This window comes from Vibrio pacinii DSM 19139 (assembly GCF_000711795.1).
GTDB lineage: Bacteria > Pseudomonadota > Gammaproteobacteria > Enterobacterales > Vibrionaceae > Vibrio > Vibrio pacinii.
On the sequence record NZ_JONH01000017.1, the window covers coordinates 1 to 26,516 of the forward strand.

23 protein-coding genes and 1 tRNA gene are annotated in these 26,516 nt (G+C 46.7%); 4 read left to right on the forward strand and 20 right to left on the reverse strand.

Going from position 1 to position 26,516, the window contains the following annotated elements:
• Positions 1 to 2 precede the first annotated feature (2 nt).
• Positions 3 to 84 (reverse strand) — tRNA-Tyr (locus BS19_RS11665).
• Positions 85 to 371: 287 nt separating this feature from the next.
• On the opposite strand from BS19_RS11665, the gene BS19_RS11670 reads away from it, so the two are divergent.
• The gene (locus BS19_RS11670; protein WP_038175472.1) at positions 372 to 1,427 is read left to right on the forward strand and encodes an efflux RND transporter periplasmic adaptor subunit; all 1,056 of its coding nucleotides are present in this window, start codon (positions 372 to 374) and stop codon (positions 1,425 to 1,427) included.
• The gene (vexH, locus tag BS19_RS11675) at positions 1,427 to 4,549 is read left to right on the forward strand and encodes a vibriobactin export RND transporter permease subunit VexH (RefSeq protein WP_038175473.1); all 3,123 of its coding nucleotides are present in this window, start codon (positions 1,427 to 1,429) and stop codon (positions 4,547 to 4,549) included. Before BS19_RS11670 ends, vexH begins: the two co-directional genes overlap by 1 nt.
• Positions 4,550 to 4,628: 79 nt before the next feature.
• On the opposite strand, the gene BS19_RS11680 is transcribed toward vexH, so the two are convergent.
• A complete protein-coding gene (locus tag BS19_RS11680; protein ID WP_038175474.1) occupies positions 4,629 to 5,228 on the reverse strand; it encodes a YitT family protein in 600 nt (199 codons plus the stop codon).
• Positions 5,229 to 5,594: 366 nt separating this feature from the next.
• On the opposite strand from BS19_RS11680, the gene glyA reads away from it, so the two are divergent.
• Positions 5,595 to 6,845 (forward strand): serine hydroxymethyltransferase, encoded by a 1,251-nt coding sequence (gene glyA / locus BS19_RS11685; protein WP_038175475.1) that lies wholly within the window; start codon positions 5,595 to 5,597, stop codon positions 6,843 to 6,845.
• Positions 6,846 to 6,916: 71 nt separating this feature from the next.
• On the opposite strand, the gene BS19_RS11690 is transcribed toward glyA, so the two are convergent.
• The 13 genes from BS19_RS11690 to leuS all read right to left on the reverse strand — a co-directional run bounded on the left by BS19_RS11690 (position 6,917) and on the right by leuS (position 19,922).
• Positions 6,917 to 7,246, reverse strand: coding sequence for a hypothetical protein (locus BS19_RS11690; protein ID WP_038175476.1), 330 nt, complete (start codon positions 7,244 to 7,246; stop codon positions 6,917 to 6,919).
• Between the two features lie 145 nt (positions 7,247 to 7,391).
• The gene (gene lipA / locus BS19_RS11695) at positions 7,392 to 8,357 is read right to left on the reverse strand and encodes a lipoyl synthase (RefSeq protein WP_038175477.1); all 966 of its coding nucleotides are present in this window, start codon (positions 8,355 to 8,357) and stop codon (positions 7,392 to 7,394) included.
• A gap of 28 nt (positions 8,358 to 8,385) precedes the next feature.
• On the reverse strand, positions 8,386 to 9,033 hold the full coding sequence (gene lipB / locus BS19_RS11700; RefSeq protein WP_038175478.1) for a lipoyl(octanoyl) transferase LipB: 648 nt from the start codon (positions 9,031 to 9,033) through the stop codon (positions 8,386 to 8,388).
• Between the two features lie 179 nt (positions 9,034 to 9,212).
• Positions 9,213 to 9,491, reverse strand: coding sequence for a DUF493 family protein YbeD (ybeD, locus tag BS19_RS11705; protein WP_038175479.1), 279 nt, complete (start codon positions 9,489 to 9,491; stop codon positions 9,213 to 9,215).
• A gap of 139 nt (positions 9,492 to 9,630) precedes the next feature.
• Positions 9,631 to 10,809, reverse strand: a complete 1,179-nt coding sequence (locus BS19_RS11710) for a serine hydrolase (protein WP_038175480.1) — start codon at positions 10,807 to 10,809, stop codon at positions 9,631 to 9,633.
• Between the two features lie 90 nt (positions 10,810 to 10,899).
• Positions 10,900 to 11,676, reverse strand: coding sequence for a septal ring lytic transglycosylase RlpA family protein (locus BS19_RS11715; RefSeq protein ID WP_038175481.1), 777 nt, complete (start codon positions 11,674 to 11,676; stop codon positions 10,900 to 10,902).
• A complete protein-coding gene (gene rodA, locus BS19_RS11720) occupies positions 11,677 to 12,798 on the reverse strand; it encodes a rod shape-determining protein RodA (protein ID WP_038175482.1) in 1,122 nt (373 codons plus the stop codon). It abuts the gene before it with no gap.
• Between the two features lie 2 nt (positions 12,799 to 12,800).
• The gene (gene mrdA, locus BS19_RS11725; RefSeq protein ID WP_038175483.1) at positions 12,801 to 14,681 is read right to left on the reverse strand and encodes a penicillin-binding protein 2; all 1,881 of its coding nucleotides are present in this window, start codon (positions 14,679 to 14,681) and stop codon (positions 12,801 to 12,803) included.
• Between the two features lie 6 nt (positions 14,682 to 14,687).
• On the reverse strand, positions 14,688 to 15,158 hold the full coding sequence (gene rlmH / locus BS19_RS11730) for a 23S rRNA (pseudouridine(1915)-N(3))-methyltransferase RlmH (protein ID WP_038175484.1): 471 nt from the start codon (positions 15,156 to 15,158) through the stop codon (positions 14,688 to 14,690).
• A 2-nt stretch (positions 15,159 to 15,160) separates the two neighbouring features.
• A complete protein-coding gene (gene rsfS / locus BS19_RS11735; protein ID WP_038175485.1) occupies positions 15,161 to 15,478 on the reverse strand; it encodes a ribosome silencing factor in 318 nt (105 codons plus the stop codon).
• Positions 15,479 to 15,542: 64 nt separating this feature from the next.
• Complete coding sequence (gene holA / locus BS19_RS11740; RefSeq protein ID WP_038175486.1) at positions 15,543 to 16,556, reverse strand: DNA polymerase III subunit delta; 1,014 nt, start codon at positions 16,554 to 16,556, stop codon at positions 15,543 to 15,545.
• A gap of 5 nt (positions 16,557 to 16,561) precedes the next feature.
• Complete coding sequence (locus BS19_RS11745; RefSeq protein WP_038175487.1) at positions 16,562 to 17,215, reverse strand: LPS-assembly lipoprotein LptE; 654 nt, start codon at positions 17,213 to 17,215, stop codon at positions 16,562 to 16,564.
• Positions 17,216 to 17,345: 130 nt separating this feature from the next.
• Entirely contained in the window at positions 17,346 to 19,922 is a 2,577-nt protein-coding gene (gene leuS / locus BS19_RS11750) for a leucine--tRNA ligase (protein WP_038175488.1), read from the reverse strand.
• A 190-nt stretch (positions 19,923 to 20,112) separates the two neighbouring features.
• Here leuS and BS19_RS11755 point away from each other — a divergent pair, with 190 nt between their 5' ends.
• On the forward strand, positions 20,113 to 20,583 hold the full coding sequence (locus BS19_RS11755) for a zinc ribbon-containing protein (RefSeq protein ID WP_038175489.1): 471 nt from the start codon (positions 20,113 to 20,115) through the stop codon (positions 20,581 to 20,583).
• A 69-nt stretch (positions 20,584 to 20,652) separates the two neighbouring features.
• Here BS19_RS11755 and lnt read toward each other — a convergent pair whose 3' ends face one another.
• From lnt to miaB, 5 genes are all read right to left on the reverse strand, one after another.
• Positions 20,653 to 22,161, reverse strand: coding sequence for an apolipoprotein N-acyltransferase (gene lnt, locus BS19_RS11760; protein WP_038175490.1), 1,509 nt, complete (start codon positions 22,159 to 22,161; stop codon positions 20,653 to 20,655).
• Positions 22,162 to 22,196: 35 nt separating this feature from the next.
• Entirely contained in the window at positions 22,197 to 23,096 is a 900-nt protein-coding gene (corC, locus tag BS19_RS11765) for a CNNM family magnesium/cobalt transport protein CorC (RefSeq protein WP_038175491.1), read from the reverse strand.
• 103 nt (positions 23,097 to 23,199) lie between these two features.
• Positions 23,200 to 23,664: an rRNA maturation RNase YbeY gene (gene ybeY / locus BS19_RS11770; protein WP_038175492.1), complete on the reverse strand. Its 465-nt coding sequence runs from the start codon at positions 23,662 to 23,664 to the stop codon at positions 23,200 to 23,202.
• Positions 23,664 to 24,770, reverse strand: a complete 1,107-nt coding sequence (locus BS19_RS11775; RefSeq protein ID WP_038175493.1) for a PhoH family protein — start codon at positions 24,768 to 24,770, stop codon at positions 23,664 to 23,666. Before BS19_RS11775 ends, ybeY begins: the two co-directional genes overlap by 1 nt.
• Positions 24,771 to 24,864: 94 nt before the next feature.
• Complete coding sequence (gene miaB / locus BS19_RS11780) at positions 24,865 to 26,289, reverse strand: tRNA (N6-isopentenyl adenosine(37)-C2)-methylthiotransferase MiaB (protein WP_038175494.1); 1,425 nt, start codon at positions 26,287 to 26,289, stop codon at positions 24,865 to 24,867.
• Positions 26,290 to 26,516: the final 227 nt, after the last annotated feature.

Genomic DNA, 26,516 nt, shown 5'->3' on the forward strand with positions numbered 1-26,516 from the left:
GGTGGAGGGGGACGGATTCGAACCATCGAAGGCAGTGCCAGCAGATTTACAGTCTGATCCCTTTGGCCACTCGGGAACCCCTCCAGGGTGTTTTCTTACTCCTAAAAGGAATAAGCTTAAGAAATGTTTTCCCAACACATTGCTCAAGTGCGGAGCGCATAATAGCAAACTCGTAAAAGCTGTAAAGCGTTTTTCCTATAATTTTACGCTGAATGATGTCTTTTTGGGCAAAGATGGTGAAAATCAACCACAAAGGCTAAACAATCAACGACTTTGCTTACATATTATTTCTCGTTCTTTACATTCCTTGACGTTTTTAATCCGTATAACTCGCTACAATATATCGAGTTTATTTATGCAGAATCTAAATCATGAAAAATAAAATTATTCTGAGTTTACTCTCCGTGTCTATGCTTGTTGCAGCGCCGAGTTCTTTTGCTAACCGAGCAAAATCGTCAGCAGTGACGGTGGTGACTGAACCGGTGCAAATCCATCAAGTCTCTCAGTCGTTGGCTTTAGTGGGAAAAATGGATGCCGAGCAAGCGGTGATGATCTCATCGGAAGTGACAGGCAAGATTGACGTTATAGCGGTCAATGCCAACCAAAAGGTCAATAAAGGACAGTTATTGATAAAGCTTGATGACGATAAATCACGGGCGGCATTGGCTGAAGCCAAAGCGTATTTGAAAGATCAGCAGCGTATTTTGCAAGAGTATGAACGACTGGTAAAAAGTAGCGCAATTACACAGACCGCGATCAATGCGCAGAAAACCAACGTGGACATTGCTCAAGCTCGTCTTGATGCCGCCAACGCTAATTTAAAAGATTTGCATATTACCGCTCCCTTTGCAGGCACGGTCGGCTTGATTGACTTTAGCCGCGGCAAAATGGTGACAGCGGGCAGTGAACTCATCACGCTCGACAACCTTTCGGTGATGCAACTTGATTTGCAAGTACCGGAGCGTTACCTCTCTCAACTGGCTAAAGGAATGAAAGTCAGTGCCACTACCGCAGCTTGGCCTGGTCAAGTGTTTGTCGGTGAATTGGTCGCGATTGACTCTCGTATTAATCAACAGACGTTAAACTTGCGAGTTCGTGTCCATTTTCCTAACCCAGACTTAGAGCTTAAACCGGGGATGCTAGTGTCGGCAGATATGGACTTCCCTGCGATTGAAGCGCCGATTATCCCCGTACAAGCGCTAGAGTACTCAGGCACTAAACGTTACGTCTATGTGGTAGGTGAAGACAATAAAGCGACGCGAACCGAAGTGACCTTAGGCGCTCGGGTTGAAAACCAAGTGGTGATTGAACAGGGCATCGCGATTGGCGATAAAATCGTCGTTCAAGGTATCGTCAATATGCGCGATGGCGTTGAAGTCAAAGAGCTTGGCCAAAGCGCTAAAATCAGTCAGCAAGGAGCGAACTAATGCTGCTGTCTGATATTTCTGTCAAACGCCCGGTTGCCGCTGTGGTGTTGAGTTTGCTGCTGTGTGTCTTTGGTATTGTTTCTTTTAGTAAGCTCGCGGTGCGTGAGATGCCAGATATCGAAAATCCGGTGGTGTCGATCAGTACGCGTTATGAAGGTGCATCAGCGACCATAATTGAGAGTCAGATTACGTCGGTTCTGGAAGATCAGTTGTCTGGCATTAGTGGCATTGATGAGATTGAATCGACGACGCGCAATAGCATGTCGCGCATCACCATCACCTTTGAGTTGGGTTATGACCTTAATACTGGCGTAAGCGATGTTCGTGATGCGGTTGCGCGCGCGCAGCGTTCACTTCCTGATGAAGCTGACGATCCTGTGGTGTATAAGAACAATGGTTCAGGACAAGCCTCACTGTATATCAACTTGAGCTCGTCTGAGATGGATCGAACGCAATTGACTGATTATGTAGAGCGGGTCTTGCTCGATCGTTTCAGTTTGATCTCGGGGGTGAGTTCCGTCGACGTTTCTGGCGGTTTGTACAAAGTTATGTACGTCAAACTTAAGCCTGATCAAATGGCTGGGCGGGGCGTGACCACTTCAGACATTACCTCTGCACTGCGCAATGAAAACCTTGAGAGCCCAGGTGGAGAAGTGCGTAACGATCAGATTGTAATGTCGGTCAGAACGGCGCGCAGCTATAAGCAAGCGCAAGATTTTGAGTACCTAGTGGTCAAGCGCGCCAGCGACAATACCCCCATTTACCTGCGTGATGTTGCCGATGTTTACATTGGCGCAGAAAACGAAAACTCAACCTTTAAAAGCGATGGTGTGGTCAATGTCAGCATGGGGATAGTGCCTCAGTCGGATGCCAACCCGCTCGATGTGGCTGAGTTAGTGCACAAACAAGTTGATGATATTCAGCAGTTTTTACCTGAAGGCACCCGTTTGGCGATTGATTATGACTCGACGGTGTTTATCGAGCGTTCAATCTCGGAGGTGTACAACACGCTATTTATTACTGGGGGATTGGTGATTCTGGTGTTGTATATCTTTATCGGCCAAGTCAGAGCAACTTTGATTCCTGCGGTAACGGTGCCAGTGTCGTTGATTTCCTCTTTTATTGCCGCTTACTACTTCGGTTTTTCGATTAACCTGATCACCTTAATGGCGCTGATTTTGTCGATAGGTTTGGTGGTCGATGATGCCATTGTGGTGGTCGAAAACATTTTCCATCATATCGAAAGAGGTGAGAAACCACTGCTGGCGGCTTATAAAGGCACGCGTGAGGTCGGCTTTGCTGTTGTTGCCACGACACTGGTGCTCGTCATGGTCTTTCTGCCGATCTCTTTCATGGATGGTATGGTTGGTCTGCTGTTTACCGAATTTTCGGTGCTGTTGGCGATGTCAGTGATTTTTTCTTCGTTAATCGCGTTAACGTTAACGCCTGTTCTGGGCAGTAAATTACTCAAAGCCAATGTCAAACCGAGTCGTTTTAATCTGTTTATTGATCGTCTGTTCGGTCATTTAGAATCAGCTTATCGCCGTTCATTAACACTCGCCCTGCGTTGGAAGTGGGTGGCACCGATTGTGATTGTGGCCTGTATGGGCGGAAGTTGGGGACTAATGCAGCAAGTACCTTCTCAGCTGACTCCTTCTGAAGACCGTGGCGTGATCTTTGCGTTTGTACGCGGCGCGGACGCGACCAGTTATAACCGCATGGCAGAGAATATGGACGTGATTGAGCAGCGCTTGTTACCCTTATTAGGTCAAGGATTCCTCAAGTCATTCAGTATTCAGTCACCAGCCTTTGGTGGTAATGCCGGCGATCAGACGGGCTTTGTGATTATGATCCTAGACGATTGGAACGAGCGAGAGCTGAACGCGCAACAAGCCTTGGGCGAAGTGCGTAAAGCGCTGTCTGGGATTGCCGATGTGCGGGTGTTCCCATTTACGCCGGGCTTTAGAGGTGGTTCTAGTGAGCCTGTACAGTTTGTATTGGGCGGCTCTGACTTTCCAGAACTTCGTATGTGGGCTGAAAAACTTGAGCAGTTAGCGGAAGCATCGCCTTATATGGAAGGGGCCGATATTAACTACTCAGAGAAAACCCCGGAATTGGTCGTCACCATCGACAAGCAACGCGCTGCAGAACTTGGCATCAGCGTTAAGGATATTTCCGACACCTTAGAGATTATGTTAGGCGGTAAAAGTGAAACCACTTTTGTCGAGCGCGGCGAAGAGTACGATGTTTATCTGCGTGGTGATGAAAACAGCTTTAACAATGCTGACGATTTGAGCCAAATCTATATGCGTACTTCTTCAGGCGAGTTGGTGACATTAGATGCCGTAACCAAGATTGAAGAGGTTGCGTCGTCGATTCGCTTATCGCACTACAATAAGCAAAAGTCGATAACCATTACGGCTAACTTATCAGAAGGTTACACCTTGGGTGAAGCGTTGGATTATCTTGATCAGCAAGCGATTGAGATGCTGCCAGGCGATCTTTCGGTAAGCTATTCAGGCGAATCAAAAGATTATAAAGAGAATCAATCGAGTGTGCTGGTGGTGTTTGGTCTCGCTTTATTGGTGGCTTATCTGGTATTGGCTGCCCAGTTTGAAAGCTTTATCAACCCTTTGGTGGTGATGTTGACGGTACCTATGGGCGTTTTTGGTGGTTTCTTGGGTCTGTTTGTGATGGGAGAAGGGCTAAACATCTATAGTCAAATCGGCATGATTATGTTGATTGGTATGGTGACTAAAAACGGTATTCTGATCGTTGAGTTTGCCAATCAGTTGCGTGATCGTGGCATTGAATTTGAAAAAGCGATCATTGATGCGTCAGCGCGTCGTTTACGTCCGATCATGATGACTGCCTTTACGACGCTTGCAGGAGCGATTCCACTGATACTCTCTTCGGGGGCTGGTTATGAGAGCCGTGTGTCGGTCGGTACGGTGATTTTCTTTGGTATGGCTTTTGCCACTTTGGTTACCTTGTTCGTCATTCCGGCGATGTATCGTCTAGTGTCTGCTCGAACTCAGTCACCTGGTCATGTTGAGGCCGAACTGAATAAAGAACTGGATCTTGATGTAAAAGCGCGAGCATCACATGGTGAGCTCAGTTAACCCAGAAGACAAGATAGATAGAACCAAGCCCGCGATAAATGCGGGCTTTTTTATAACTTGGATTTGAGGGGGTAAGTTATTAGCCGTAATTGACTGAATAGCGAGTCGGTTTATGATTCATCGCGAGTACGAGGTTGAGCGCGACAGCACCGATAATCGATAACAAGATAGTTTGAGGTGAGACAAATAGCAGTGAGCCGAGCAAGATCGAGAAATCAATCGCGAGTTGAGTTTTTCCTACCGAGATACCGAATTTATCTTGAATATACAGACACAATACATTGAAACCACCCAAACTCGAGCGATGACGAAACAGAATTAGCATGCCCAAACCCATCAGCAAACCACCCGCCACAGAGCAGTAAACCGGATTGATGGCTTCGAGACTGATCACAAGGTAGAGATGATCAGTAAAAACAGAGACCAGTGCACCTGAAATCGCGCTATTGACTGCAAAGCGGGCACCAAAGCGTCGCCAAGCCAGTAGATAGAAAGGGCTGTTGGCTACAAAATAGAGCGTTCCCAACGATAAAGTGGTGATTTGGCTTGCAAGAAGCGCCAGCCCTGCGGTCCCTCCGGTAAGGAGTGAGGCGGACTGGAGGAAGAAGAAGCCTTGGGCGACGAGAAAAGTGCCAGTTAGAATTGCGATCCAATCTTCTTTACGTGAGTGTTTTTCCATCAATTTTAAATTTATCGAGCAAATAATGGCGTGCATACTATGTAAAAAATAAGGATTTCGGTAGCTTGGGGGTGAAATTTAAGGTAAACCTATGTAATCATGGTTTTACGGAGTGTAAAGGACAAAATTGACACTTCTCTTGATTTAAGGCGAGAGAAATGCTCAACATGATATTCTTCGTAAAGCATTATGAAAAAACTGCATGAGAAAAAGTGAATTTTTCTCTTTATGACCCAGATCAAATTATGTAGAATGCGCGTCATTAGCTTGATGCAAACGTTTGCGCGGCAATAAATGCGCAAATTATAAGGATCAAATGTCAGTTTTTTTGCCACATTAAGTCTTAATCTGAGTCAGGAGATACAGATGCTAAAGCGTGATATGAACATCGCGGATTACGATGCGGAACTGTTCGCAGCTATCCAAGAAGAAACTCTTCGCCAGGAAGAACACATTGAACTTATCGCTTCTGAAAACTACACCAGCCCACGTGTAATGGAAGCGCAAGGCTCCCAGCTCACCAACAAGTACGCTGAAGGCTACCCAGGCAAGCGTTACTACGGCGGCTGTGAGTATGTTGATAAGGCGGAAACATTAGCGATTGATCGTGCCTGTCAGCTGTTTGGCTGCGAATATGCCAACGTTCAGCCACACTCTGGCTCTCAAGCTAACAGTGCCGTGTACATGGCGCTGCTTAATCCTGGCGATACGGTTCTTGGTATGAGCTTGGCACACGGCGGTCACCTGACTCATGGTTCACCGGTTAACTTTTCGGGTAAACACTACAACGTTATCCCTTACGGTATCGACGAAGCGGGTCAAATCAACTACGACGAAATGGAAGCACTGGCACTAGAGCATAAGCCGAAGATGATCATCGGTGGTTTCTCTGCGTATTCTCAAATCGTTGATTGGAAGCGCATGCGTGAAATCGCTGACAAGGCAGACGCTTACTTGTTTGTCGATATGGCGCACGTTGCGGGTCTTATTGCTGCTGGTGAATACCCAACACCAGTTCCTCATGCCCATGTTGTTACGACAACAACACATAAAACGTTAGCAGGCCCTCGTGGCGGTTTGATTTTGTCAAATGCTGGCGAAGAGATGTACAAGAAGCTCAACTCAGCCGTCTTCCCTGGTGGTCAAGGTGGCCCTCTAATGCATGTTATTGCTGGTAAAGCGGTGGCATTCAAAGAAGCGATGGAGCCTGAGTTTAAAGCCTATCAAGCACGTGTTGTTAAAAATGCGAAAGCAATGGTCGGCCAGTTCCAAGAGCGTGGTTACAAGATTGTTTCTAACAGTACTGAAAATCACCTGTTCCTCGTTGACCTAATCGACAAAGACATCACGGGTAAAGATGCTGACGCGGCACTTGGCTCTGCGAACATCACTGTTAACAAGAACTCAGTACCAAATGATCCACGTAGCCCATTCGTGACTTCAGGTATCCGTGTTGGTACACCGGCGATCACTCGTCGTGGTTTCACTGAGGAAGACGCGAAAGAGCTTGCGAATTGGATGTGTGATGTTCTAGATAACATCGGTCAACAAGATGTAGTTGAAGCGACCAAACAAAAAGTTCTGGCGATCTGTAAGCGCCTACCTGTTTACGCTTAATTACTCTGCACAAGATCATAATAGCCTCCACGATGGAGGCTATTTTTTTGTCGCTGACTTTGGGTTGCCCGTTACTTTGGTAGGCTCAGCAAAGTGCCTGACTTACATCTAAACGAGTAGTACTTGCTACTTTCATTAAACTTACCTAACCCTTCACCATCACAATAGTCGATATTGATATCTCGCATTGTGCTGAGCGTTTCTTCACTGGTCAGGGCAAATTTAGAACCATCCGAACAGACGATACGTACCCGGCCATCATCACTGACTGAGTAAATATCCACTTCGGTATTGCACAATTCGAATGACGCTTCACGGAAGTTATCTTGATCGGTGTTTGAAGCACACCCCGCTGTCACTGCCACTAATGCCGTTAACGCAATCAGTCCAAATGTTTTCATAGGAGATCCTTGGATGGTCTGTTTAATTATTGTACGAATAGATATCGGTTAGTGGTTAGACTATATAAGAGTGCAGTTTCATTCAATAAGCGATATAAAAAAAGCCGACTTATTAGTCAGCTTATTTATTAGAGTTGAATATCGTTTAGCTAATTTCAACGCCTTGTGCTTGAAGGTCGGCGTGGTACGAAGAACGTACAAAGGGGCCACAAGCTGCGTGGGTAAAGCCTAGTTCAAGCGCGATTTCTTTGAGTTCATCAAACTCTGATGGTGGCACATAACGCTCGACTGGTAAGTGGTGACGGCTCGGAGCAAGGTACTGACCGAGAGTCAGCATTGTTACGCCATGTGCACGTAAATCTTTCAGAACTTCTACGATCTCTTGTTTGGTTTCACCCAAGCCCATCATCAAGCCTGATTTAGTCGGAATATTAGGGTGTTGCTGTTTGAATTTTTGTAACAGCTCTAATGACCACTTGTAGTTAGCTCCCGGACGAGCTTTGCGGTACAGGCGAGGAGCCGTTTCTAAATTGTGGTTAAACACATCTGGCGGATTGTCTTTCATCAGCTCAAGCGCTACGTCCATGCGTCCGCGGAAGTCGGGAACCAAAGTTTCAATCTTAATGTTTGGGTTCAACACACGGATCTCGCGATTACAATCGGCGAAATGTTGCGCACCACCATCACGGAGATCATCACGGTCAACAGAGGTGATGACCACGTACTTGAGCTTCATGTCTTGAATGGTTTTCGCCAGTTTTTTAGGCTCATCGTTTTCAGGAGCCAGTGGACGACCATGGGCAACATCACAGAATGGACAGCGACGAGTACAAATGGCGCCAAGAATCATGAAGGTCGCCGTACCGTGATTGAAACATTCAGCAAGGTTTGGGCATGATGCTTCTTCACAAACAGAGTGCAGGTTATTTTTACGCATCGCTGACTTAATGTCTTGGATACGTTGGCTATCTGCTGGCAGTTTGATCTTCATCCAGTCAGGTTTACGAAGAACTTGTTTCTGCTCGGTTGGCATGTTCTTTACAGGGATCAATGCCATCTTATCAGCGTCACGATATTTAACGCCTTTTTCCATTTGGATTGGTTTACTCATGCTTCTCTTACTTCTCGTTGCTGATGGTCTATTGATTGGTTAGTGAGACAGTGTTCACTTGCTCATAACCAAGCAGTGCGACTAGCTCTTCGACTAGCTTGTTTTCAACCTGAGCGATATTATCAGGTCCACCCAATTGGCTGACCTGAGCCATCTCCATACCGGCATACCCACAGGGATTAATGCGCTGAAAAGGAGCAAGGTCCATGTTGACATTCAGAGCTAAGCCGTGAAATGAACAACCTTTGCGAATTCTTAGTCCTAAAGAGCAGATCTTTTTACCGTCGACATAAACGCCGGGAGCATCTGGGCGTGCTGCGGCGTCGATATTGTATGCTTTTAGGGTATTAATTACGAGGTTCTCGATATGCGTGACGAGATCTCGTACACCGAGTTTTTTACGACGAAGGTTAATTAGGAAGTAGGCGACCAGTTGTCCTGGGCCGTGATAAGTCACTTGACCGCCACGATCACTTTGAACGACAGGAATGTCACCGGTATTTAGTAGGTGTTCCGCTTTACCGGCTTGTCCTTGAGTAAATACAGGGTTATGTTCGACTAGCCATACTTCATCGGGCGTGTTGTCCCTTCGATTGTCGGTAAAGTTATGCATTGCTTGCCAAATTGGCTCGTAATCCTGTCTTCCTAGATGTTTTATTACAAGCTGGTTGTGCATTGCGTACTTCCATCGTCGATTAATAAAGTGAAAGGATTATAAACTGCTTCTGGATAAGGCTCTATATCTCAGCAACACATTTTTAACCTTAGAGTCTTTGTCGTCTTTTTATCTATTTGATCTATAAAAAGAAAGCAGCTCGCGCTGCTTTCAAAAAATTTTGATTAAATCAAATTAAATTATAGAACCATGCGCACAATGTCGATTTCACCCAGTTCTTTATACAGAATTTCTACCTGTTCAATCGATATCGCTGTGATGTTGATTGAGACTGAGTGATAGTTACCTTTCGCACTTGGTTTGACTGAAGGACTGTAATCACCTGGAGCATGGCGTTGAATCACTGCTAGAACCTTTTCTGGCAGTTCTGGCTTCGCGTGGCCCATGACCTTGTATGTGAAAGAACAAGGGAACTCAAGCAGGTCTTTCAGTTTTGCATCTGAGTTAATGTTCAGCATTTTGGAACTCCAAGTTTAGAAAATCGTCGTTATCAGCGCGAAATAGTACTGCCAATTGACAAGGATCTCAAGCTACCACGATAGGGGGGTAAATGAAAAAAGCCGCACTAGGCGGCTCTTTATAAACTAACTGTATGAATTACAAGAAGCTCTTAACTAGCATTACAATGTAATCCCATAGGCGGCTAAATAGGCTACCTTGCTCGACATCTTCAAGAGCAAGAAGAGGGTACTCAGCAATGTCATCACCTTCTAGTTGGTAGTATAGCTTACCAACTACGTCACCTTTCATTATTGGGGCTTCAAGCTCTTTTTCAAGGATAAAGCTCGCTTGCAAGCTTTTCGCCTGGCCGCGTGGAAGGGTTACGTATGTGTCTTGATCTAAACCAAGCGCGACGGTGTCTTTATTGCCCATCCAGATTTTTTCTTCAACAAAGGTTTCGCCTGCTTTGTGTGGCGCAACAGTTTCGAAGAAGCGAAAGCCATAGCTAAGCAGCTTTTTACTTTCCGATTTACGCGCGTTGGCATCGCGTGTACCCATCACAACCGCAACTAAACGCATTTTACCTTCGGTCGCTGAGCTGACTAAACTATAGCCGGCGTTGCTGGTATGGCCCGTTTTGATGCCGTCAACGTTCATGCTCTTATCCCAAAGCAGGCCGTTACGGTTATATTGGGTGATGCCGTTGTAAGTGTATTTCTTTTCAGAGTAGATGCGATACTCATCGGGTACATCACGAATCAACGCGCTACCAAGCAGTGCCATATCATATGGGGTCGAGTACAGGTTTGGATTGTCTAAACCGTGGACGTTGGCAAAATTAGTATCTTTCATGCCGATGGTGTCGGCCCAAGCATTCATCAGATCGACAAAGGCATCTTCTGAACCGGCAATATGCTCTGCCATCGCAACACAAGCATCGTTACCTGATTGAATGATAATGCCGCGGTTGAGCTCGTCCACTTTTACGGTGGTACCCACTTCGATGAACATTTTCGACGAGTCAGGGAAGTTTTTCGCCCAGGCATTTTTACTGATGGTCACATCGTCTTGCAGTGAAATATTACCGCGTTCAAGTTCTTGGCCAATGACGTAGCTAGTCATCATCTTGGTCAAACTCGCTGGTGAGAGCTTAGTATTCATCTCTTTTTCTGCGAGCACTTTGCCTGAATGGAAGTCCATCAGTACATAGCCTTTTGCCGCGATTTGAGGAGCATCAGGAACCACAATAGGTGATGCGAAAGCACTCGATGCGAACGTTGCAGAAAGTGCAATAGAAGATGCAAAGGCGGTTTTAATTAGCGTTGTTTTTTTCATAGTCACTACAGAATTATCTTTAACTGTCCATATCTTAACAGAATCAATCACTCAAATCAGTGTTGCTCAAGGGAAACACTGGATTGAAGACTAACGAGATTTAACAAAAGCACTGGTATAACCGAGCGCTTTCACTTGTTCAAGCGCTTTTTGAGTCAACATATAGTCGCTGAAAGGGCCTAAAAAAACGCGATGTAAGCTGTCTGAAGAACCAACATAGCTTTTGACTGCAAGCTTTTGACTCAGATCTTGCGCTAAAGTTTCAACGCGGTCTTTATGCTGTGATGAAGCAACTTGTACCACGTATTGATGGTGTGATTTATTGCTGCGAGGTTGAGAGGGTTTATCAACACTAATCACTTCAATACTCACATTGGCGGTACCAGTGCGGATGACATCTAGCTTAATGGCCGCCGCATAACTCAGATCAATGATGCGCCCTTGGTGGAACGGACCACGGTCATTGACCCTTACGATGGCGGTTTTTCCATTATCTTGGTTCGTCACTTTTACATAACTTGGAATCGGCAGTTCTTTATGCGCGGCTGTCATCGAATACATATCATAAATTTCACCATTGGAGGTCAGGTGGCCGTGAAACTTTTTACCGTACCAAGAGGCCGTGCCCTGTTGTTTAAACCCTTTGGGCTGCTTGATGATCTTATAGCGCTGACCACGTAGGGTGTAATCACTATTGCCCCCTAAACTGTACGACTCATATTGTGGTGTGGCATCTTCGATATGGTCGACATTGATCGGTGCATCGGGAGCGACATCGTTATCAATGCTGTAGCGACTCGATGATGAACAACCCGCGAGCGCGGTCAATAGAACAATCGCCGCGGCGATAAGGAGCTTATGAGTCATTTAAATTGCCTTTGAGAACGCTTTTCTATGAGTGTGGATGGACATTAAGATGCCAAAACCAGCCATCAAGGTCACCATCGAGGTGCCACCATAACTGATCAGCGGTAGCGGTACACCTACCACGGGCAAGATGCCACTGACCATGCCAATATTGACGAATACGTAAACGAAGAAGCTCAGTACGATACTGCCTGCCATCATGCGCCCAAATGCGGTTTGTGCTTTACTGGCCAGCATCAAACCACGACCAATAATAAAGAGGTAAAGGCTGAGCAGCAGTAAGATACCTATCATGCCCCATTCCTCGGCAATCACAGCAAAAATGAAATCGGTATGGCGCTCAGGAAGAAATTCAAGCTGAGACTGAGTCCCTTGTAACCAACCTTTGCCTGATACGCCTCCGGAACCAATCGCAATCTTACTTTGAATGATGTGATAACCTGCGCCGAGTGGATCGGATTCGGGGTTGAACAGCGTTCGTACCCTTACTTTCTGGTACTCACGCATTAAGAAAAACCACAACACAGGCAAGAAAGCCCCGACACCGCACACCGCAGCGAAGATGATCTTCCAACTTATCCCTGCTAAGAAGATAACAAAGATACCTGAAGCAGCAATTAAGATAGAGGTGCCCAAATCGGGTTGTTTGGCAATTAAAATCGTTGGTACAAACACCATCACTAATGACATCACTAGCGTTTGTAGTGAGGGGGGTAGTGGACGCTTACCGATATATCGAGCAACCATTAAGGGCACCGCCAGTTTAAGCAGTTCTGATGGTTGAAAGCGGACAAAACCCAAGTTGAGCCAGCGCTGCGCACCTTTTGACGCTTCACCAAAGAACAGCACCCCGAGCAGTAATACCACGCCACCGACAAACATTAAGGGGGCGAGGGCTTCGTAAGTACGGGGTGGAATTTGTGCAAGCAGCAGCATAATGCCGAGAGAGAGAGCCATGCGCATTGCTTGTCTGTCCATCATGACTAAGCTTTGGCCACTGGCGCTGTACATCACCACAAGGCCGAACCCCATCAAAACCAAAATACCGAGTAGCAATGGCAGATCAATATGAAAACGCTCAAACATGGCGCGGTTTTGACCAGTTGCTGGGTTTAAATCCATGGTTAGTTTGCCTCGTCTTGTTCGACTAACACGTGATCAAAAATTTGTCGTGCCACAGGAGCACCGTTGACTGAGCCGCCACCAGCATTTTCAAGTACGATGGTGACGATAAGTTTAGGATCGTCAAATGGCGCAAAACCAGTAAAGAGGGCATGATCGCGTAAGTGTTCGGCGATTTCGTCAGCATTATATTCTTCGTCTTCAGCGAGGCCGAAAACTTGCGCCGTTCCTGATTTACCACCACTCATGTACGGTGTTTTATAAAACGCTCGTCGCGCGGTGCCTTTCTTACCGTGGTTAACCAAACGCATGCCTTCGAGTGCCATATCCCAATAGCGCTCTTTAACGCCAGTAATTGGCGGGTAGCTTACCACCTCAGACAGTTGTTGATTGTCAAATTGGTCGCCATTATTGATGGTTGCGCGCAATAAATGCGGAGCGACCACTTCACCACGTTTGACCAGTACCGATGTTGCTTTGGCAATTTGCATCGGGGTTGCGGTCCAATAACCTTGGCCAATACCGACAGGAATCGTGTCGCCTTGGTACCACGGAGTCCGGTGACGTGACATTTTCCAGTCACGAGTTGGCATATTCGCTTTACTCTCTTCGTAGATGTCGATGCCAGTGTAGTCGCCAAATCCGAACAGCATCATCCAACTTGAAATTCGATCGATGCCCATATCATAAGCGATTTGATAGAAGAAGGTGTCGACTGACTCTTCAATCGACTGCACGATGTTGACTCTACCGTGTCCCCAACGTCGCCAATCTCGGAAAGGTTTGGTTTTTGAATTCGGGATCTTCCAGTAGCCAGGGTCGTTGCGAGTGGTATACGGTGTCACCACACCTTCTTGCAGCGCGGAGACGGCGATAAAAGGTTTAATGGTCGAAGCGGGTGGGTAGATCCCCAGAGTCGCGCGGTTAACCAAAGGGCGGTTTTTATCATTCAGTAGCGCGTTATAAGCTTTACTTGAGATACCATGAACAAAAGAGTTCGGATCGTAGCTTGGACTAGAGACCATGGCTAAGACACCGTTATCATGAGGATCGAGCACAACCGCGCCACCGCGGCGTCCGTCTAGCATTTTATGCACGTAAAGTTGTAAATCAATATCGAGATTTAGCACGATATCTTTACCCGGCACGGGAGGAACATACTTTAGCGTGCGGATAATACGGCCACGACTGTTCACCTCGACTTCTTGATAGCCTGCAGTGCCATGCAACATATCTTCGTAATAGCGCTCAATGCCGAGCTTGCCGATATCGCGCGTGGCTTGATAGTTCGCGTCTTTCTCTTCACGGACCAGTCGCTCAATATCACGGTCATTAATGCGTGATACGTAGCCAATAACATGGGTAAGGACTTCACTGTATGGGTAATGGCGTTTTAAGGCCGCGTTAATCGCAACGCCCGGAAAATTGTGTTGCTGAACAGAAAACTTAGCCGCTTGCTCTTGAGTTAACTGAGTGAGGATCGGCACCGATTTAAAACGACGTGTCTGGTGACGTTCTTTATTGAAACGCTCAACTTGCTCTGGAGTAATGGTGAGAAATTGTTGCAAACGTTGGATGGTGTCATCCATGTCTTTAACTTTTTCTGGAATAATATCTAGGCTAAAAACCGGTCGGTTCTCGGCGAGTAGTTTGCCATTTCGGTCATAGATCAGGCCGCGGTTTGGCGCAATGGGCACCACTTTAATTCGATTGTCGTTCGAGCGGGTTTTGTAGTCTTGGTATTGATTGATCTGAATGTTGTAGAGGTTAGTGATCAGTACACCAACCATGGCGACAATACCGATGAAAGCAAAAACAGCGCGATTTTTAAATAATCGCGCTTCTTCATGGTAATCCCTAAATTGGGTACGCTTCCTTAACATCTACGTTTATTCTCGATGGTATGGGTGGTTGGCAGTAATGCTCCACGCTCGATAAAGACTCTCTGCCATGACAATACGCACCAAAGGATGAGGCAGTGTTAGCGCAGATAAAGACCAGCTTTGATCAGCCGCGGCTTTACAAGCTGGTGACAATCCTTCTGGCCCGCCAATCAAAATAGAGACATCTCTGGCGTCGAGTTTCCAGCTTTCTAATTGCTCTGCTAGTTGTGGGGTGTCCCACTTTTTCCCCGGGATGTCGAGAGTAACAATTCGGTTGCCTTTTGGCACGGCAGCCAGCATCGCTTCGCCCTCTTTTTGCAGAATTCTTGCAATGTCGGCATTTTTGCCACGTTTCCCAGCGCTTATTTCCACCAGCTCAAGTGGCATATCATGTGGAAAACGGCGACGATACTCTTGGAATCCTTCTTCAACCCATTTCGGCATCTTGGTTCCGACTGCGATAAGCTGGATCTTCATGATTAGCCCCAAAGCTTCTCAAGTTGATAGAGCTCGCGTTGCTCTTCTTGCATTACGTGGACAATGGTTGATGCCATGTCGAGTACAACCCATTCGCCTTGCTCTTGACCATCAATAGCAAGAGGTTCGATGCCGATCAATTTTGACTCTTTGGCCACATGCTCGGCGATTGACGCGACATGACGTTTAGAGGTTCCGGTACAGACAATCATGAAGTCAGTAATGCTTGATTTACCTCGCACATCGATGGTTTTGATATCTTGCGCTTTCATATCATCCATTTTGTCGATTAAGAATTCGTTTAACTGTTCAAGTTGCAAGGTGTTGTCCTCGTTATTTTGAGTGATTGACTGTTTTTTACGGCGGCGAAGTATAGCACGCTTTTCATATCCGCACTGACGGCAAGCATAGCTCGCAGCTTAACTGGTGCAATAATGGCCAGCATGAGCGCTCATATTGCGTTTTTACCGTCACTTCAGCTTGCGCTAACAACTGCAGTTGCTTTGTGAGGTTGGATAAACTGAGTCTTTGCAAAGCGGCAGAGTAAAGTGGGCGTTTAGATTGCCAAATTCGATAGTGTTCGAAAATCTGCCCCATTGGCTGACTTTGCATTAAGCTCGCCATACTCATTAGCTGGGTGAGCTCTTTTTGTAAGGTTCGAATGAGAATCACCGCTTCGACGCCTTCTACTTCAAGCTGTCTTAATATCCGCTGTGAGCGTTTGGCTTTTCCGGCCAATAGCGCATCGACCCAATGAAATGCGGTGAAATGGTTATGACGACTTAGTGCGTGCTCCAAGCGAACTAAGTTCAACTCACCGTCAGGGTAGAGCAGAACCAGTTTTTCTAAGCTTTGAGTCAGAGCAAACAGGTTACCTTCATGCCACTGCGCCAACATTTGTATCGCTTCAGGGTCGGGCTTTAGGCCCAGCTTACGGCAGCGCGCTTGGACGAATTGTGGTAATCGCTGAATGTCGGGGGTTAGGCAACTGACCCAGCAACCATGTTGGTTTAACGTTTTGAACCACTTTGCGTTTTCTTGCGCTTTGGTCAGCTTAGTACCAATGACCAACAAGAGAATGTCTGGGTGCAACACAGAGGCGATGGTGAGCAACTCTTTACCAATCGCGGCATTAACGCCGCTTTCTGGCAATTCAAGCTCAATCACTTGGCGCGCGGAAAATAGACTCATCGCCTGGCAACAGTCATAGACTTGATTCCAGTCGAGAGAGCTATCGACGGCGAAGCGATGGCGCTCTTCAAACCCTTGCGCCAATGCCGCTTGTTGTATCGCTTGACGAGACTCTTGCACCAACAAGGGCTCGTTACCAAAGATCAGGTAAATAGGGTCGAGTCGCTTATTGAGCTGCTCTGTCAATCGATCAGCGAAAATTCGCATAACAGTTATTGATTCATATTGGTGTGAGTAGACGTTGAGTTCTGACCCTCATCAGAGTAGAGCGTCTTGATCTGGTATTGCTCTTCTTCTGCGCCAAGTTGAACTTCTTGTTCTGACTCTAGGATTTCGTTGGCTTCAATGTCGGCTTTTAAACGCGCCATTTGGCGAATAATTTGCGCTGAGGCCAATTTACGCATTTCATCTTCGATCATGTCACGTTCGACGGATTTCGCCAGTGCGGTGAGCGGGTTATCGAGATAGCTGCGCGTCACGCTGGTTGAGAATGTTCTTGCGCCGAGCTCAGGCAGCGTCACGCGGTAAGAGGCTCTAAACGTCAACTCTTTCTCAGCGGCACGGGTATTTTGATATAAAGACAGGGTGCGCTCGCCAACGCCTTCGCTAATCAAGTGCAAGTTAGGCACATTGGCCGCGGGTGGCACAACCTCAATCTCACTCATACGTAATTGGCCTTTCATCATGCGGGTAAAGCTACTGTATTGGTCATAGCTGGTCAGTGACATCGTCTCAAGTTCATCAGGAACCGAGTAATCACCACGCAGATGAAAGCCACAAGCCGACAGCAAAGAGGCAGCGAGAACGAGGGTGGTCATTTTGATTGAATGTGTAGTAAATAGTGCTCTTACTCGTAGAGGGAACATAGTTTGATGGCTCTCGATGATTATTGGAATACTTATCTTAAAACTCTACCTCAAGCAGAGCAGGACAGCTAAAGTGTTAAGATAAGTAAAGCAGGGCAGTGCGCCCTGCTTTAACGTTAGTGAGCGATGATTAGTTCGCCACGATGTTCAGAAGCTTGCCAGGTACGAAGATAACTTTACGGATAGTTAAGCCATCTAGGAACTTCTTAGCATTCTCGTCGTTCAGGCCAAGCTCACGAACTTGCTCTTCTGTCGCGTCAGCAGCAACAGTTAGTTTCGCACGTAGCTTACCGTTGATCATGACAACAATAGTCTTTTCGTCTTCAACTAGGGCTTTCTCGTCAAACGTTGGCCATGTTGCTGAGTCAACGTTTGATTCACCAAGAGCAATCCACATTTCGTAACAGATGTGCGGAGTCATTGGGTAAAGCATGCGAACTACAGCTTTTAGCGCTTCATCAAGAATTGCACGATCTTGTACAGACTCTTGAGGTGCTTTCGCCAGTTTGTTCATCAGTTCCATGATTGCAGCGATGGCGGTGTTGAACGTTTGGCGACGGCCGATATCATCCGTTACTTTGGCGATAGTCTTGTGGATATCACGACGAAGTGCTTTTTGATCGCCAGATAGAGCAGAAGCATCAACCGATTCAGCAGCTCCTTTAGACGAGTGAGCGTGAACCAGTTTCCAAACACGCTTAAGGAAGCGGTTTGCACCTTCAACACCAGACTCTTGCCACTCAAGTGTCATGTCGGCAGGTGAGGCAAACATCATAAATAGACGAACGGTATCTGCACCGTACTTGTCTACCATCTCTTGTGGGTCGATACCGTTGTTCTTAGACTTAGACATTTTGATCATGCCTGAGTGCTCAACTTCGCGACCTTGGTTGTCGACAGCTTTTTCGATACGACCTTTACCATCACGTTCAATCGTTACATCAGTTGGAGCAACCCACTCTTTAGTGCCCTTCTCGTTGGTGTGGTAAAACGCATCAGCTAGAACCATGCCTTGACATAGTAGCTGCTTGAATGGTTCGTCAGAGGTGACATAACCTGCATCACGTAGAAGCTTGTGGAAGAAACGCGAGTAAAGCAGGTGCATACAAGCGTGCTCGATACCACCAACGTATTGGTCAACCGGTAGCCAGTAGTTGGCTTTTTCTGGGTCTAGAATGTCGTCAGCTTGTGGTGAACAGTAACGAGCGTAGTACCAAGATGATTCCATAAAGGTATCGAACGTATCCGTTTCACGCAGAGCTGGCTCACCGTTAAAGGTGGTCTTTGCCCACTCTTTGTCCGCTTTGATCGGGCTGGTTACGCCGTCCATGACCACGTCTTCAGGAAGAATTACGGGGAGTTGGTCTGCTGGTACTGGGTGAACTTCACCGTCTTCAGTCGTGACCATTGGGATTGGGGCACCCCAGTAACGTTGACGAGAAACACCCCAGTCACGAAGACGGAAGTTTACTGTCTTCTTACCTTTGCCTTCAGCTTCAAGCTTTGCTGCAATTGCGTTGAACGCTTCTTGGAACGCAAGGCCATCGAATTCACCAGAATCGAACAATACGCCTTTCTCAGTGTATGCCGCTTCAGAAACATCTAGCTCAGAACCGTCTTCAGGTTTGATGACTGGGATGATATCGATGCCGTACTTAGTCGCAAACTCGTAGTCACGTTGATCGTGAGCTGGGACCGCCATGACTGCGCCTGTGCCATAATCCATCAGAACAAAGTTGGCTACGTAAATAGGAACCTCACGGCCGTTCAATGGGTGAATAGCAGTAAGGCCAGTCGCCATACCTTTCTTCTCCATTGTTGCCAGTTCAGCTTCAGCGACTTTGCTGTTCTTACACTCATCGATGAATGTGGCAAGCTCAGGGTTATTTTCAGCAGCAATGGCAGCAAGTGGGTGACCTGCGGCGATACCTACGTAAGTCACTCCCATAAGAGTGTCTGGACGCGTGGTGTACACTTCTAGATCTGCTTCACCGTCCTTCAAGGCAAATCGCAGCTCGACCCCTTCAGAGCGGCCAATCCAGTTGCGCTGCATGGTTTTAACCATTTCTGGCCAACCATCAAGATTATCAAGATCATCAAGCAATTCTTGTGCGTATTCAGTGATCTTAATAAACCACTGTGGGATCTCTTTCTGTTCGACTTTAGTGTCACAACGCCAGCAACAACCATCTTCTACTTGTTCATTGGCCAATACCGTTTGGTCATTTGGACACCAGTTTACCGATGAGGTCTTTTTATACACTAGGCCTTTGTTGTAAAGCTTAGTGAAAAATTCTTGTTCCCAACGGTAGTACTCAGGCGTACAGGTCGCAAACTCACGATTCCAGTCGTAGCCAAAACCGAGCAGTTTAAGCTGGTTTTTCATGTACTCAATATTTTCGTAAGTCCATGGCGCAGGAGCGGTATTATTTTTTACTGCTGCATTTTCTGCTGGTAGACCAAATGCGTCCCAACCGATAGGCTGCATGACATTTTTACCTTGCAGACGCTGAAAACGAGATACCACATCACCGATAGTATAGTTACGCACGTGACCCATGTGCAGTCGGCCACTTGGGTATGGGAACATAGACAGACAGTAGAATTTTTCTTTGTTTGGGTCTTCACTGACAACAAACGTTTTGTTGTTATCCCAGTGCTGTTGAACTTTCTGTTCAATATCTTGCGGGTTATATTGTTCTTGCATCGATGATATCCGGTTATCTTGGAATTTGTGAGTTCGGTTAGAACAGACATTAATAGATCGTCATAGAATACCTAAAGGAAAGGTGCACAACAATAGTCAATCCATAGTCACATCGTCTTAACTCTGCCTTGAGTGAGCACCTGAGGTGTGATTATGATCAGGTTGGTGTCATTCATCATGGAGGTCCGCTATGCCAAAACGAAAAGCAGGTTATGAAGAGATGCTTGAGGATGTGGTTGAAACATTGAAACACAGTCCCGAAGAAATCAATCATGTGCTCGAGAAATCGGGGCAAGTGGCAAAGGCGGCCAATGATTTATCTAAAGATGAGCTTTCACTGGTGTCGGCGTACGTTAAATCCGATTTAAAAGAGTTTGCCGACAACTATCAACAATCTAAAAGCGGGCCATTTTATCTGATGATCGCTGACTCTATCTGGCAAGGGCTACTTGAAATTACCGATAGAACGAAAGTCGAGTGGGTCGAGTTATTTGAAGATTTAGAGCATCAAGGGCTCTACCAAGTTGGTGAAGTGATTGGTCTTGGGGTCTTAGTTTGTGACGATTGTGGTCATAAAACCCAGTACAACCATCCGACAGTGATCATTCCCTGCATTAAATGCGGTTGTAAGGGCTTTAGCCGCCAGCCACTCAAGCCGTAACAGCACGCTCTAGCTGTAAGATAAAAACCAAGGGTTGATGTTATCCATCAACCCTTGATCTTTTACTGGTTAGTCTTTCAAGCGCCATCCGGCGATCAAGCTCAATACGACCCACAGATAAATAGGCCAGGTGCCCAAATGTCGATAAGGTGTGTCGCCTTGCATTGACGGTATTTCTGCGCGCAGTACCGCAGTCTCAAATTGAGGCACCTTGGCAATGATATGACCTTTGTAGTCTGTGACAGCGGTAATACCATTATTGGTTGCGCGTATTACCGGTTTACCCAATTCTAGCGCTCGCATTCGCGCGATTTCCATATGTTGCAACGGCCCGATAGAGCGGCCAAACCACGCGTCATTCGATAGGGTGAGGATAAAGTCAGTATCATCAGTAATATTTTGTCTTACCTGTTCATTAAAAATGATTTCGTAACATAAAGCCGGTGCAAGCTGTTTGCCGTTGGCATCTATATTAGGCTGAATGAAGTCACCTGGCGTAAAAGAGGACATGGGTAAGTTGAAAAAGGGCGCGATAGGGCGCAGTACACTTTCAAATGGGACAAACTCACCAAATGGCAACAGGTGGTGCTTGTGGTAGCGCTGTTCCATATCATACTGGTAACCTAACTGCGGCTTTTTCCCTAGGGTCAAGATGCTGTTATAGAACTTTTTATTGTCACCTTGATTGACGATACCAGTGATAATCGTGCTGTGATTCATTGCTGCCGCGGAATCTAGGTTATTGAGATACGACGATATCTCAAACTCAAACGCTGGAATGGCCGCTTCAGGCCAGATGATAATATCCGCGTCCCAGTTGTCTCGGGTCAGATCGGTATATTTCATTATGGTTGGCCAGCGTTGGCTAGGCTGCCACTTGAGCTCTTGCGCGATATTGCCTTGGATAAGGGCGACTTTGGTTGGTTCGCTGTCTCGTGGGCTTACCCATTGGGCCGATTGGAGTGCAAAGCCAGACAATAAGATGACCGCAGGAACAACCAGTGTTGACCACTTTCGGTGCAGCACGGCGTAGCTGATAGCGCCACTGCAGATGATCAATAACAGCGTGATTAACTCAACACCGGCAAGCGGTGCAAAGTGAGCGAGTGGGCTATCAATCTGGCTGTAGCCGAGCCATAGCCAAGGGAACCCAGTCATTACCCAGCCGCGTAGCCAATCAAAAATAAGCCACAATGCAGGTGCAGCAAGCAGTAAACGTGAACGTCTAGATTGCGGGAAAAAACGGTTTAAACTCCAGCTAAACAATGCGCTGTAGATGGCTAAATAACCGACCAGTAGCGCCATAAGTAGCGCACTGGCAATCTTGGGCATGCCGCCAAAGCTATCGATGCTAACGTGGACCCAGCTAATGCCAGTCGCGAACTGACCTATCCCCCAAGCGTAACCAATCGCCAGTGACTGCTTTGGGCTTTGCTTGTGGATCAGTAGCAGCAAAAGTGTCGGAGAGACTATTGCCAGCGGCCAAATTTGATAGGGCGCGAAGGCAAGGGTGGTTAAAGCGCCAACAAAAACGGCCGCGAGCGGCCGTTTTAGGCGATGAAATAGTGTACTTATCATCGGACTTATCTTGATTCTCCATAAGGAGCGTTGCGTTACTCGCCAACTGCGTTTAAAGCTGACTCTTCGTCTGGTATGGTAACTTGCAATTGAACCACGCGGCGGTTATCGGCGGCGGTTACTTTGAAGTTGTAGCCGTCAATGCCGACCACTTCACCACGCGATGGCAAGTGACCCAGAGCGGTCATGACCATGCCGCCGATGGTATCGACTTCTTCATCACTAAAAGAGGTACCAAAGGTATCGTTAAACTCTTCGATCGTGGTTAGCGCTTTCACCGCAAAGGTGTGTTTGCTTAACTTACGGATGTCGAGTTCTTCCTCGTCATCGAACTCATCTTCAATTTCCCCAACAATTTCTTCGAGGATATCTTCAATGGTCACCAGCCCTGATACGCCACCAAACTCATCGACCACAATAGCCATGTGGTAACGCTCTTGGCGGAATTCTTTAAGCAGACGATCGACGCGTTTGCTCTCAGGAACAACGACGGCAGGACGTATGACCTGCTCAATATTGAAAGGTTCACTGTCTGAGCCTAAGTATTTAAGTAAGTCCTTCGCAAGCAGAATGCCTTCTACATGGTCTTTGTCTTCGCTGATCACTGGGTAGCGTGAGTGCTGAGCCCCTGTGATAAGGTTAATCAAAGTGTCTAAATCGTCACTTCGATCGACGGTAACCATTTGCGAACGCGGCAACATAATGTCGCGCACACGCATTTCAGAAATCTCCATTACACCTTCAAGCATATCTCGAGTGTCATGGTCGATTAGGTCATTTTCTTCCGAGTCGCGAATGGCATCGACGAGCTCTTGGCGATCTTTAGGTTCACCTTGGAATAATTGACCTAGGCGTCCGAAGAAGGACTTTCTACTCGGACCTTCAGATTTTTCTTTCTTACCTTCTAGAGAAGAGGGCGAATTGTCTTCGTTCATTGTTTCTCAAACTAGTAACGCTATCAGAAGTGTGATAGCACACATTAGTGACGTTAATGGTGAGGGCAAACTGCGAAAATGCGTTCAACCCGGACGATCAACGTTACTCTTTTTCTGCAATGTATGGGTCATTGAACCCCATGCTTTGCATAATTTCTGTTTCGAGTGACTCCATCTCTTCGGCTTCGTCATCGTCGATATGATCATAACCTAGCAGATGCAAGCTACCATGTACAACCATATGCGCCCAGTGCGCCATAAGAGGTTTATTTTGTTCGATAGCTTCACGTTCAACCACTTGACGACAAACAATCAAGTCACCCAGCAAATCAAGCTCGATACCCGGAGGGGCTTCGAAGGGAAAAGACAGCACGTTAGTTGACTTATCTTTACCACGATAGTCATGATTTAGCTGGTGGCTCTCTTGCTCATCGACAATACGAATGGTCAGTTCCGCTTGCTGTTGGAACGGAATGATCGTTTTATCGAGCCAAGTTTGAAAATCGTGCTCAGTCGGAAGCCCGTTTTCATTTTCAACCGCAAACTGTAGATCGAGTTGAATGCTCATTATTTACCTTCAGTCACTTCTGCTTGAACTTGTTTGGTCAGTTCCGCTTTAGCTGTTTCAATCAGTTGAACTTCGCGCTCTTCGCGACGTTTCTTCTCAAACTCTTTACGCTCTTTTTGATCTTGCGCTTCCCATTTTTCATAAGCGTTGACGATGCGCGCGACCACTGGGTGACGAACAACGTCGTCGGCTTGGAAGAAGTTAAAGCTAATATCATCGACTTCGCTTAGTACTTCAATAGCATGGCGAAGGCCCGATTTTGCGCCGCGTGGTAAGTCAATCTGAGTAATGTCACCGGTGATCACTGCGCGCGAGTTAAAACCAATACGGGTCAGGAACATCTTCATTTGTTCCACCGTGGTATTTTGGCTCTCATCGAGAATAATGAACGCGTCATTGAGTGTCCGGCCGCGCATGTAGGCCAAAGGTGCAACTTCAATCACGTTGCGCTCAATCAACTTCTCGACCTTTTCGAAGCCGAGCATTTCAAACAGAGCGTCGTAAAGTGGGCGCAGATATGGGTCCACTTTTTGGCTTAAATCGCCGGGTAAAAACCCGAGTTTTTCGCCAGCTTCAACCGCAGGTCGGGTTAGCAAAATACGACGAATTTCTTGGCGCTCCAGTGCATCTACCGCCGCTGCAACGGCTAAGTAAGTCTTACCTGTCCCTGCTGGGCCAATACCAAACGAAATGTCATGAGTTACCATGTTGACCAAGTATTGAGCTTGATTTGGTGTGCGGGGTTTGATCACGCCCTTTTTGGTCTTAATGAAGACTTCTTTACCATGCTCGATATTGGACTCAAGGTTTTGCTCAAGTACACCCGTCTGTTTGATCGCTAGGTGGATCTCATCGGGTTCAATATCTGGGATATTGCCACGAACAGGCGAGGTATTGACGTAAAGCGTTTGGATAATTTCCAATGCAGCAGCGCTGGTATGAGGCTTTCCTACAATAGTAAAAAAGTTGCCTCGGTAGCTAATTTCAACACCGAGCCTGCGCTCAAGGTGTTTAATATTGTCGTCGAAAGGACCGCACAAGCTGGCAAGACGGCGGTTATCTGAAGGTTCTAGATTAATCTCTAGCGTAATAATTTTAGTGCTCAAAGTTGCCTCTCATTTGTGGCAGTCCGATTGAGACCGGACTGCCAATGGCTTATCTACCTCTCTAAGATGGTTACTTACAGAGATAATTTCAAGCTTACGGCGTAAAAGTCGCCACACCGAGCTCATCTTGACGTTTCGTTTTCGCGATCATTTGCGTTGGGGAAATGATGCTGCGTAGATCCATATCTTTTTCAGTACGAATCAGTTCACCACGTAACGAGTTAGCAAAAACATCGGTGACCTTAACATCGACAAACTGGCCGATGAGATCAGCACTGCCTTCAAAGTTCACCACGCGGTTATTCTCTGTACGTGCGCGAAGCTCCATTAGATTCTTTTTCGATGGACCTTCGACCAGTACACGCTGCTCGGTACCCAACATCAGGCGTGAGTAACGCATCGCTTGGCTGTTGACGGTTTGTTGCAGTTCGTACAAGCGCTGTTTCTTCACTTCTTCGGACAGATCACACGGGTAATCAGCAGCCGGCGTACCTGGGCGTGGTGAGAAGATAAAGCTAAAGCTCATATCGAAATCAACGTCTTTAATCAGCTTCATTGTGTCTTGGAAGTCTTTATCTGTTTCACCAGGGAAGGCAACGATAAAGTCTGAGCTGATTTGAATGTCAGGACGCGCTTTACGTAGCTTACGAATAATCGACTTGTACTCAATCGCGGTATGTGGACGCTTCATCATGGTTAAAATACGGTCACTACCACTTTGTACGGGTAAGTGGAGGAAGCTAACCAGTTCAGGCGTGTCTTCGTAAACGGCAATGATGTCGTCAGTAAATTCGAGCGGGTGGCTGGTGGTGAAACGAATACGGTCGATACCATCGATAGACGCCACCAAACGAAGTAGCTCAGCAAAAGAGCAGATCTCGCCATCGTGAGTTGGACCACGGAAAGCGTTAACGTTTTGACCCAACAGGTTAACTTCACGCACACCTTGTTCAGCCAGTTGGGCGATTTCAAACAGGACATCATCCATTGGACGACTGACTTCTTCACCACGTGTATATGGAACCACACAGTAAGTACAGTACTTAGAGCAGCCTTCCATAATCGACACAAATGCAGTTGCTCCTTCGGCGCGTGGTTCGGGCAAACTGTCGAATTTTTCGATCTCAGGGAAAGAAATATCCATTACAGGCGCATGATTGCTTTGCGACTGCTTAATCATTTCTGGTAGACGGTGCAGGGTTTGTGGACCAAAAATAACATCAACAAAGGGCGCGCGTTCACGTATATGGTCGCCTTCTTGAGTGGCAACACAACCGCCAACACCTATAACAACGCCTTCTTTTTTGTCTTTGAGTGTTTTCCAACGACCAAGTTGGTGAAACACCTTTTCTTGCGCTTTTTCACGAATAGAACAGGTGTTGAGCAGGAGTACATCTGCCTCTTCTGGTTTTTCTGTCAGCTCATAGCCGTTAGCCGCGTTCAGTAGATCCGCCATTTTTGATGAATCGTATTCGTTCATCTGGCAGCCCCAGGTTTTAATTAGCAGTTTCTTACTCATGTTTTCGCTCGATCGTTAGTTTAAATTAAGGGAGCAAATTGCCCAGTGTGACAATTATCCATCTATCAATGTTTTTCTGATGGTTTTTTCTTCTCGCATATTAGCGAGCCGCGTATTGTACTGCTTTAAAAACCGACTGACTAGTGCCGTGGTTGAATCAATTGCAAGCGTTATTGTACAAGGGATTAGACCACCTCTAACATGAGGTTTTAGGTTACATTTTTAGC